The sequence below is a fragment of the Brotocaccenecus cirricatena genome (genome assembly GCF_020687045.1).
In the GTDB taxonomy this organism is placed as follows: domain Bacteria; phylum Bacillota; class Clostridia; order Oscillospirales; family Oscillospiraceae; genus Vescimonas; species Vescimonas cirricatena.
Genome location: NZ_JAJEPW010000087.1, coordinates 1 through 9,041, shown reverse-complemented (window position 1 = coordinate 9,041; position 9,041 = coordinate 1). Strand labels below are relative to the sequence as shown.

11 protein-coding genes are annotated in these 9,041 nt (G+C 46.6%); 5 read left to right on the top strand and 6 right to left on the bottom strand.

The window, feature by feature from the left end:
- Positions 1-42: 42 nt before the first annotated feature.
- The 6 genes from tnpC to LKD37_RS16005 all read right to left on the bottom strand — a co-directional run bounded on the left by tnpC (position 43) and on the right by LKD37_RS16005 (position 4,710).
- A complete protein-coding gene (gene tnpC, locus LKD37_RS16025) occupies positions 43-1,644 on the bottom strand; it encodes an IS66 family transposase (protein WP_302930094.1) in 1,602 nt (533 codons plus the stop codon).
- Positions 1,645-1,738: 94 nt separating this feature from the next.
- On the bottom strand, positions 1,739-2,092 hold the full coding sequence (tnpB, locus tag LKD37_RS16020; RefSeq protein ID WP_302930093.1) for an IS66 family insertion sequence element accessory protein TnpB: 354 nt from the start codon (positions 2,090-2,092) through the stop codon (positions 1,739-1,741).
- Between the two features lie 36 nt (positions 2,093-2,128).
- A complete protein-coding gene (gene tnpA / locus LKD37_RS17840; protein ID WP_412433665.1) occupies positions 2,129-2,323 on the bottom strand; it encodes an IS66 family insertion sequence element accessory protein TnpA in 195 nt (64 codons plus the stop codon).
- Positions 2,324-2,527: 204 nt separating this feature from the next.
- Positions 2,528-2,824, bottom strand: a complete 297-nt coding sequence (locus tag LKD37_RS16015) for a plasmid mobilization protein (protein WP_302930092.1) — start codon at positions 2,822-2,824, stop codon at positions 2,528-2,530.
- Positions 2,825-3,177: 353 nt separating this feature from the next.
- Positions 3,178-3,537, bottom strand: a complete 360-nt coding sequence (locus tag LKD37_RS16010; protein ID WP_349048653.1) for a YolD-like family protein — start codon at positions 3,535-3,537, stop codon at positions 3,178-3,180.
- Between the two features lie 300 nt (positions 3,538-3,837).
- On the bottom strand, positions 3,838-4,710 hold the full coding sequence (locus tag LKD37_RS16005) for an AbiH family protein (protein ID WP_302930090.1): 873 nt from the start codon (positions 4,708-4,710) through the stop codon (positions 3,838-3,840).
- Between the two features lie 237 nt (positions 4,711-4,947).
- Here LKD37_RS16005 and LKD37_RS16000 point away from each other — a divergent pair, with 237 nt between their 5' ends.
- The 5 genes from LKD37_RS16000 to LKD37_RS15980 all read left to right on the top strand — a co-directional run.
- Positions 4,948-5,244, top strand: a complete 297-nt coding sequence (locus LKD37_RS16000) for a MarR family winged helix-turn-helix transcriptional regulator (protein ID WP_441448538.1) — start codon at positions 4,948-4,950, stop codon at positions 5,242-5,244.
- Positions 5,241-5,930 carry a radical SAM mobile pair protein A gene (locus LKD37_RS15995; RefSeq protein WP_302930089.1) on the top strand — a complete coding sequence of 230 codons (690 nt, stop codon included), beginning with the start codon at positions 5,241-5,243 and terminating at the stop codon, positions 5,928-5,930. Before LKD37_RS16000 ends, LKD37_RS15995 begins: the two co-directional genes overlap by 4 nt.
- Positions 5,918-6,826 (top strand): radical SAM mobile pair protein B, encoded by a 909-nt coding sequence (locus LKD37_RS15990; RefSeq protein WP_302930088.1) that lies wholly within the window; start codon positions 5,918-5,920, stop codon positions 6,824-6,826. The genes LKD37_RS15995 and LKD37_RS15990 overlap by 13 nt, the downstream gene beginning before the upstream one ends.
- A gap of 327 nt (positions 6,827-7,153) precedes the next feature.
- On the top strand, positions 7,154-8,452 hold the full coding sequence (locus tag LKD37_RS15985) for an ATP-binding protein (RefSeq protein WP_302930087.1): 1,299 nt from the start codon (positions 7,154-7,156) through the stop codon (positions 8,450-8,452).
- A 107-nt stretch (positions 8,453-8,559) separates the two neighbouring features.
- A partial coding sequence (locus tag LKD37_RS15980; protein WP_302930086.1) for a Type 1 glutamine amidotransferase-like domain-containing protein occupies positions 8,560-9,041 on the top strand: 482 nt, incomplete at its 3' end.

Genomic DNA, 9,041 nt, shown 5'->3' with positions numbered 1-9,041 from the left:
TTACGGCAGAGTCCCGCGAACGGGACTCTGCCGTAACTTTGTTCATTTCCGTATATGTTCCCGGTGCTGGACTGCCGGGTGCCAGGGCATCAGCTTTTCCAGCTCCTCATGGGTCGGAGATTTGCCCAGATAGGGCAGCATACTCAGCACCAGCAATAGATACCCATAAGGCTCAATGCCGTTGGCCTTGGCTGTTTCCAACAGCGAATACACAATAGCACTGGATTCTGCTCCCTTGATACTGTCGCAGAACAGCCAATTCTTTCTTCCCACCACAAAGGGCCGGATCGCGTTCCCAGCCAGATTATTGGAGATAGGGACATCTCCATAGTCCAGAAATGCCATAAGCTGCTGTTTCCGGTTCAGGGAATACCGTACCGCATCCTCCAGCTTGCTGCCTTTTTCCGGGTGGATCGATTTCAGCCATGCAAAATACTCCTCCAGAAGGGGCAAAACCTCATTCTGGCGGTACTCTTTCCGAGCCTTGACATCGGCATATATGTATTTCTTCTCCAGAGAGAACAGCTTCGTGCAATACCGAAATCCTACGGCGGCTTTGCTGGTTTTCACAGTTGCACCGTCTGGCATGGCCTCCCGCCATTTTCGCCTGGCATGGGCCCAGCAGCCGCAGCGGGTCACCTTCTGCACCTGATTGTATCCTGCGTAGCCATCCGTTATCAGGCATCCGCCAAAGCCTTTCAGAAAGCTCTCCGGGCGTTTGCCGCTCCGGTCAGGCTGGTACTCAAAGATGCGAATATGCCGTTCGCTGTATTCTCCGCTGGCATAGAGCCACATTCTGGATTCTGAGGCGGCAGGCTTGTTGTCCTCTTTCAGCACCTGCACCACTGTTTCATCCGCGTGGATCACGGATTGTTCCAGAAGCTGCCGCTTCATATGCTTGTACAGCGGCTTCAGCCAGCTCTGGGCACACTGGATCACCCAGTTGGCCATGGTGGCCCGGCTCAGCTCCACTCCCTGTCTCGCCCAGATCTTCTCCTGCCGGGCCAGAGGAACTCCGTCCACATACTTCTTCGTCATAACATCTGCCACAGTAGAGGGAGATGCCAGAGAGTGCTTCATAAGAGGAGGCGGCGTTCTGGTGGTAATGATATGGGCGAAGCCGGTATCCTTCTCACACTTGTCGCAGGCATAGGTGCAGCTGTAGTATTCCAGAATCTTCTCAGACTGCGGGATAATGATGAGTTCCCTGCGGACGAGCTTCTTACCAATGAGCTTAAAAGTGCCGCCGCACTTGTCACAGGTACGCCTGGATTCCGGAAGGTCAATTACAATTTCTTCTACAGGAAGATTCTTTGCCAGCTCGTCAATGGTTCTTTTCTTCTTCCGGGCATGCGCTTTTACGGTAAGGGTTTCCTCCGTAGGTTCCTCCGCCTTGCTGTCCTGACAGATCTCTGCCTCATTGAACAGGCTCATTTGATCTTCGCTCAGAACATAGCTCCTCTTCTCACTGGACTGGCCGAAGCGGGCTCTCTGCGCATTGGCAAGGATCTCATTCATGTGCTCCAGCTTCCGCTTCAGCTCTGCGTTTTCCCGCTGCAGTGCTTCTACAGACTGGATCAGCGGGCGGATGAGCTCCGCGACTTCCGCGGCAGTATATGTGATTTTCCTGTCTGCTGCGGCCATGAATTCTCCTCCCAAAACGGCTTTAACCTGCCTTTATTATACCACAAAGGCAGGTTAAAGTACAGAAATATATGCAATTTTCGGAACATTTTTGTCAGAATAGATCCCTCGGTTTTCCTTTGCGGATAGCCGTTTTCTGCTCGATCCGAAGCCCTTCCATGAGCCAGCGGAAGCTCTGGGGATCCAGTAACCGCAGTTCTGCTTCTGACCTGGGCCATTGAAATCTCCCGTTGGATAACCGTTTATATAGCAGGATATATCCGTCGCCGCACCAGTACAGAGCCTTGATCCGGTCCGTTCGTCTGCCGCAGAACAGGAACAGACTTTCTTCGTCAAAATGACTGCCATACTGCTGCTTCACAACTGCGGCAAGGCCGTCGATCCCAAGACGGAGATCTGTATAGCCGCAGGCAATATAGAAATTCCGGACTTTTGTCAGATCTATCATAGCGATTGAATGGACTGAAGCAGTGCAGCGACAGTCTCAATATCCACACCGACCGGCAGCTTCTGCCATCTGACTGCGGAGTTTCCGGAGCCAGTAGTAAAAGCTTTTCTCGGAGATCCCACGCCGTCGGCAAAATTCCCGTTTTGTCAGTCCACTGTTGCTGCATTCCTGAATAAGCATTCTCCATGTCTGCGCCCGATAGTCGTCCCGCACTGCCAATACATCTGCCATTTGATAGCATCTCTCCCTCCTTCTCGAAAAACTCACCGTGCGTTTTTCAAGTTTTGGGATATTATCTCACATCGTTGGGTGAGATGCCATGCGGGGGTTATTGTGCGCTTACGCTGGGAGCGCAATCCGGCCGCTGAGCAGCGCATCTGTGGCCGTCGGCCAGCGCAGATTGCAAGGATTTTATAAAAAGAAACTGGACACCAATCAAGATATCTCACCCTGCCTTTCTTTCAGCTCTGTAATATCGTCCGCATAGAAGTGTCCGGTGGAGTTGATGCGGCGGCAAATCTGATTGATGTTTGAGGCAACACGGCTGACTGCGGCGGCAAGTTTCTTCTGCTGCGTATAGTCCACCTTGATGATATAACCGTCAATCGCCATCTTCCGGAGATATGCTCCCATGTTCCTTGTTCCGAGTTGCGCCATCTTTGCCTTGATGATTCTTTTCTCATCGTCGGAGACGAAGAAGAGTATCTGATTTGGTCGCGTTCTGTTTGCCATAGGCGTTCCGTCCTTTCGTAAAGGAAGAGGGTTTGGGAGATTTCCCAACAAGCATTTCTTCGATTAAGGGGAGGGTTTCCTTAATCGGAAATCGCTGTGTGTATATACACCGGCTGTGCTTGCTATTCTCTTAAATCGTATTCCCTCGCAGAGATTCCTCGTAAAATACCCCTTCATATAACAACGGACAGTTTATTGGGATTTGTCCGGGATTAAACAGGATTTTTCTTGTTCTCGTTTTGGTTTGATACGTCTGCAACTATCGTTTCCACATAAAAAAGACTGCTTGGCATTGCCGCCTTGCAGTCTTTTTATCTCACTATTCAATTCATTTGGTCGCACGGCAATCGACATTATTCCAGTGATGAGAACAGCTCTCCGTCAATGCTTAGAACGGCATCCATTGGAATCTTTGCGCCGTCCTGCATGGTGATCCGCCGCTCAAAATCATCGATCTTTTTGACTGCGCCGACTGCTGATACATATTTTCCGCCAGCCTTCCGCTCATCAGGTTGGAAGAAGGTAATGGTGACCTCCGGCGCATCATCAAGGGCGTCCATGAGAAGCTGATACTTCATGTCCAATGCAGTCAGTGCTTCCTCGTCAAGCTCGATCTTTTCATCGGTCAGACGCCCGGTTTCCTTAATGGCTGCGTCGTAACCGGTAAGAGCTGCGAATGGTGAAAACTGTGCGGCACGTTCTATCATGGGCATCTGCGGTCTGGTGGCAGAAACATGATGCGGAAGGTCTATAATGTCATCGTAATTCTCAATTACGTCTTACGCTCTCCAATTTGCAAATTATGCTCCTGACAGGTCACTCGCACAGGAATATGACCGGTCAGATCGTAGAGCTTCTTTTTGTATTGTTCCGTTGAAATGGCTCCCTTTTCAAGAAAGGTCGATAGAATATCTTTATGTTTAAGAAATAGAAGTTGAATTCTCTTTTTCGCAGGAAAGAACGAGCCTATCCGCGTTTCACCTTTCGCTTTATCTATTTTGTAGTTCAGATAACTACCATATTTCTATACGATAGTTTTTTAAATTTGTTTTTTCTACAAATTTCATAATTTCGCTTGTATCACCGTTATGCGATTTAAAAACCCATAATCTGTCTTTTAGGAACGGAACCAGTATTTCTTCATAATACGGAAAATCTGTACCCATAAGAGTGTGACCCATAATCACTATAGTATCTATATCGCTGTGAGTCCAAGCAAACTGTGTTAGTTTTTTATAGTTCTTGCTTAGTTTCTTTGTGCTTTTTTCTATAAAATCTTCGATAACTCTTATTGAAGGTTCAACATAGTCAGCGTATGCTTCATCAGAATTATACCATTTGTTTATCTTATTCATCTCTTTTTTTTCATTAATTACTGCTCCGAATTGTAGTTCCTGCCTAATATACATATTTTGAAATGATGGGCCGACGCTAACTCTCCAGATATTTAATGCTTCCTCTTTTCCGACTTCCGGAGCGAACATTTCCAGACAAATTTTTTTGCCATCTGCAATAGCACTCTTTAGACCCTTTAGTTTTTTCAAAGAGCCATGAATGTGGAAAATGTTGCTATCTGGAATATGATATAAAGTCTGCAATGTATCAAGATAATTGAAGTTTATGTACAGATCATTAGGGCTCAGAGCTAAGTCAGGCGTTGCACTTTTAGTGTTAATTGACGAAAGCCAGTCGTAAAGATATTTACCGGTAAAATTTGTTATGAAATCCGTCAAACCTCTAAACGCATCCTCGAGGTCATTTCCATGGTAAGAAAGTACGCCGTTTTCGTGGCTTCTGTAATAAACCTTATCTGCTACAGAAGGAAGGTCTGCAAATCTACAAAGCATTTTTAGATAATTAATTTTTAACGCATCTTCTATTGCCATTGCTGTCTACGAGGACACGAGAGGTCATGTAGAATCCAAGTGCAAGAAATGCGGGCGGATCACAGTCTTTGATGTGCTGAATATGAGAAGATTGCGACCGCGTACCAAGTAAGAACCAGAGGACAAGCCTCTGTTCTAAAATAAAATATATGTCATAGCTGAGCTGTGGAGCCGCCTGATAGGTGAAGTCATCCTAATGCCGCATGAGACAGAGTTTAATTACTCTGTTTTATCGGCATGGGATTCAAACCTCACCGTCATGCGGCTCTTTTTCTGTCTTCACCCTTTCTTACGACGATGCTGGAAAGAATGGAAAATCAAGGACTGATAAGCCGTGTTCAGTCTGAAACGGACAAAAGGAAAACACTCCTGTTTCTGACTGAGAAAGCACATGCCTTAAAGGGCGAGTACGATTCTGTATCTGATGAGATGGGCAGCATTTACTACAAGGGTTTTTCAGAGGAAGAAATTACCCGGTTTGAGGAATGCCTCGACCGCATCAGAAAGAATCTTGAGGAGTGGCAGAAGTCATGAGTATTTGTATCAAAGATCAGATTCAGAACATGAATCTCGTCATCGGCTGCACAGTGGGGTGTGCATATTGCTATGCCCGCAACAATGTGAAGCGCTGGCATATGATTGATGACTTCACTGACCCTGAATTCTTTCCGGGTAAGCTCAAGATGATGGAAAAGAAACGTCCGCAAAACTTTCTTCTTACCGGCATGAGCGATCTCTCCGGATGGAAGCCGGAATGGAGAGACGAGGTATTTGCAAAGATCCGTGAAAATCCACAGCATCAGTTCTTGTTTCTTACCAAGCGCCCCGATCTGCTGGATTTTGATACCGATCTGGAAAACGCATGGTTTGGCGTTACGGTGACGAGGAAAGCCGAACTGTGGCGTATCGACGCCCTTCGGAAAAACGTCAGAGCAAAACATTACCATGTTACCTTTGAGCCGTTATTCGACGATCCCGGCACAGTTGACCTTTCCGGAATCAATTGGATCGTTGTCGGCACCATGACAGGAACTCAGAGCAGGAAGATTCATACGGAGCCGGAATGGGCATGGTCTCTGACGGATCAGGCACACGCACTCGGCATTCCGGTGTTTATGAAGGAAGACCTTGTCCCTATCATGGGGGATGAAAATATGATTCAGGAAATGCCGGAGGAATTCAACAAAGTGTTGGAGGTGCAGAGATCATGGCAGAAGTAATCGATGGAATCCTCATTCGTGAGGTGGAAACAAAGAACATCATGACCAAGTCCAGTCTGTCGGTAGGCGGGTACTCGGTCAATCCCTATGTGGGCTGTACACATGCCTGCAAGTATTGCTATGCTTCTTTTATGAAGCGCTTTACCGGACACACGGAGGAATGGGGCACTTTCCTTGATGTGAAGCATTGGCCGGAAATTAAAAATCCGAAGAAATATGCCGGACAGCGTGTGGTCATCGGTTCTGTGACGGATGGCTACAATCCACAGGAGGAGCAATTCGGGAATACCAGAAAACTTCTGGAGCAGTTAATCGGCAGTGACGCAGATATTTTGATCTGCACAAAGTCTGATCTTGTGGTACGGGATATTGATCTGCTGAAGAACCTTGGACGAGTGACCGTTTCATGGTCGATCAACACACTGGATGAAAATTTCAAGAACGATATGGACTCTGCTTCGAGCATTGAGCGGCGCATCGCTGCTATGAAGCAAGTATATGATGCAGGTATCCGTACAGTCTGTTTCGTATCTCCGGTATTCCCCGGCATCACGGATTTTGAATCCATCTTTGAGCGGGTAAAGGATCAGTGTGATCTGTTCTGGCTCGAAAACCTCAATCTTCGAGGCGGCTTCAAAAAGACGATCATGGATTATATCGCCGGAAAATATCTTGATCTTGTACCGCTTTACGATGAGATCTATAACAAGCATAACCGCAGTTATTTTGAAGCACTTGAAGTAAAAGCTGAGGAAATGGCTAAGAAGTATGATTGTCCCTTTGTGGATAATGAAATGCCTTATGGCAGAGTCCCGCAGGGACATCCGGTAATCGTGGATTATTTCTATCATGAGGAAATCCGAGGGACAGAGAATACCGGAAAAAGAAATCGTTAAACTCTCTACTCTATCCAAAACTACTATCCCTTGCAAACAAGGCCCTTACAAGGCGTGGAATCATCGTGTCCACTTTTGAAAAAACAACTTCCGCAAAAATGTTCCTCATGTCTACTTTTGAAAAAGCAAATCAAAAATAAATATTTTTCGTGTCTACTTTTCTTGACTACTACAATATCATGAACGCATTTTCTGAGTTCGTCGTGAAAAGTGTGTATGCGCATCAAAAGTTCGCTGTAAAAAATGTAGATCAAATCCCAAAATTCATTGCATTTTTTGCGATTCGGTGGTATACTATATTTGCAGTATGAGATAGGGGGTGCAAGTATGTATCGAATCGCAATGGAAAAGCTACTGAAATGGAAAGAAAGCAAGCGGCGGAAGCCGCTGATTATCGAGGGAGCACGGCAAGTCGGGAAAACCTGGCTGATGAAGGAATTCGGAAAGCTCTATTATACCGATACCGTATATATCAACTTCGATTCCAATTCCAGAATGGCTGAACTGTTTGCCTCTGATCTGGACACAGAGCGTTTGATCATGGGGTTGGAATTGTATTCCGGCCGAAAAATTGATCCCGACCACACCCTCCTGATTTTTGATGAGGTACAGGAAGTGCCAAGAGCGCTCAGCTCTCTCAAGTACTTTTACGAAAATGCGCCGGAGTACCACATTGTATGCGCAGGCTCTCTGCTGGGCATTGCCCTGCATGAAGGCACTTCATTCCCGGTGGGCAAAGTGGATTTTTTGAAGCTATACCCGCTCTCTTTCAAGGAGTTTTTGATGGCCACCGGTAAGGAGCGTTTTGCAGAGCTGCTCAACAAGCAGGATTATCCGATGATCACGAGCTTTAAGCAGACCTACATTGATGCGCTCAAGCAGTATTATTTTGTAGGCGGTATGCCGGAAGCGGTGCAGAGCTTTGCGGAGAATAAGGATTTTAATGAGGTCCGCGAGATACAAAAGAGAATCCTTGCCGCTTATGAGCAGGACTTTTCCAAACACGCACCGAATGAGATCGTCCCTAAGATCCGCATGCTTTGGAACAGCATCCCCTCGCAGTTGGCAAGAGAAAACAAGAAGTTCGTCTATGGCCTCGTTCGAGAGGGCGCGCGGGCCAAGGATTATGAAACGGCGATTCTGTGGCTTTCCGATTGCGGACTGGTTCATAAGATCAGCCGTGTAAACGCTGGCGGAATTCCCCTGAAGGCCTATGAAGACTTAAAGGCATTCAAGCTGTTCCTTGTGGATGTGGGACTGCTTGGGTGTATGGCAGGCCTTCGTCAGCGCACCTTACTGGACGGAAACGACCTCTTTATTGAATTCAAAGGTGCCCTTACGGAGCAGTATGTTTGCCAGCAGCTGAAAACCATTGAGGATCTGGGCGTTTACTACTACACCAATGACAGAGGTTCCTGCGAAATTGACTTCATCGTGGATGCAGGCGAGCAGGTGATTCCGGTAGAGGTGAAGGCTGAAACCAACCTCCGGGCAAAAAGCCTGAAAACCTATCAGGAGAAGTTCACACCCGAAATCGCCGTCCGTACTTCAATGGCGGATTTCAAAAAAGAAGACCGGCTTGTGAATTTGCCGCTGTATGCAGTAGAGCAGATTGCCGAGCTATAACTCGTGATCTGCCGCACCGCCGCTGTGATACGCGAGCCGGGAAATGTACCGAGTGTGTGATAGAATGAGACTGACAAATCGAAATTTATATATAAAGGAGAATATTGATGAAACTGTTTTTATGTTCGCACTTTTCAAGTGTAGGAAGTCTGATAAAGGAAGAAATTGAAAATAAAAAAGTCGCATTTATTCCAACAGCTTCGCTGCGTGAAGGCTACACCGGTTATGTCGGCTCGGCTCGAAAATTATTCAAAAAGTTGGGAGCAATCGTAACTGAAATTGATATTTCAACGGAGGCTTATTCAACGGTACAGTCTGTTTTTGGAGATGCGGATGTGATATATTTTACCGGCGGAAATTCTTTTTTCCTTATAGACCAGCTCCGTAAAACGGGAACGGATGAGCTGTTGAAGAAAGAATTGGCAAAGGGAAAACTGATGATTGGTGAATCGGCAGGTGCGATTATATGCGCTCCAAGCATCCAATATATCGAGCAAATGGATGAAAAGCCGGAGGACTACTCACAAGAAGATGATGCAGGGCTTGATTTGATTGATTTCTATGTTCTTCCGCATTATCTTACAGCACC

Bases quoted from the DNA above. Each gene is read 5' to 3' on its own strand.
- tnpC (WP_302930094.1), bottom strand. From the start codon at position 1,644: ATGGCCGCAGCAGACAGGAAAATCACATATACTGCCGCGGAAGTCGCG.
- tnpB (WP_302930093.1), bottom strand. From the start codon at position 2,092: ATGATAGATCTGACAAAAGTCCGGAATTTCTATATTGCCTGCGGCTAT.
- tnpA (WP_412433665.1), bottom strand. From the start codon at position 2,323: ATGGCAGATGTATTGGCAGTGCGGGACGACTATCGGGCGCAGACATGG.
- LKD37_RS16015 (WP_302930092.1), bottom strand. From the start codon at position 2,824: ATGGCAAACAGAACGCGACCAAATCAGATACTCTTCTTCGTCTCCGAC.
- LKD37_RS16010 (WP_349048653.1), bottom strand. From the start codon at position 3,537: ATGCCCATGATAGAACGTGCCGCACAGTTTTCACCATTCGCAGCTCTT.
- LKD37_RS16005 (WP_302930090.1), bottom strand. From the start codon at position 4,710: ATGGCAATAGAAGATGCGTTAAAAATTAATTATCTAAAAATGCTTTGT.
- LKD37_RS16000 (WP_441448538.1), top strand. From the start codon at position 4,948: ATGGGATTCAAACCTCACCGTCATGCGGCTCTTTTTCTGTCTTCACCC.
- LKD37_RS15995 (WP_302930089.1), top strand. From the start codon at position 5,241: ATGAGTATTTGTATCAAAGATCAGATTCAGAACATGAATCTCGTCATC.
- LKD37_RS15990 (WP_302930088.1), top strand. From the start codon at position 5,918: ATGGCAGAAGTAATCGATGGAATCCTCATTCGTGAGGTGGAAACAAAG.
- LKD37_RS15985 (WP_302930087.1), top strand. From the start codon at position 7,154: ATGTATCGAATCGCAATGGAAAAGCTACTGAAATGGAAAGAAAGCAAG.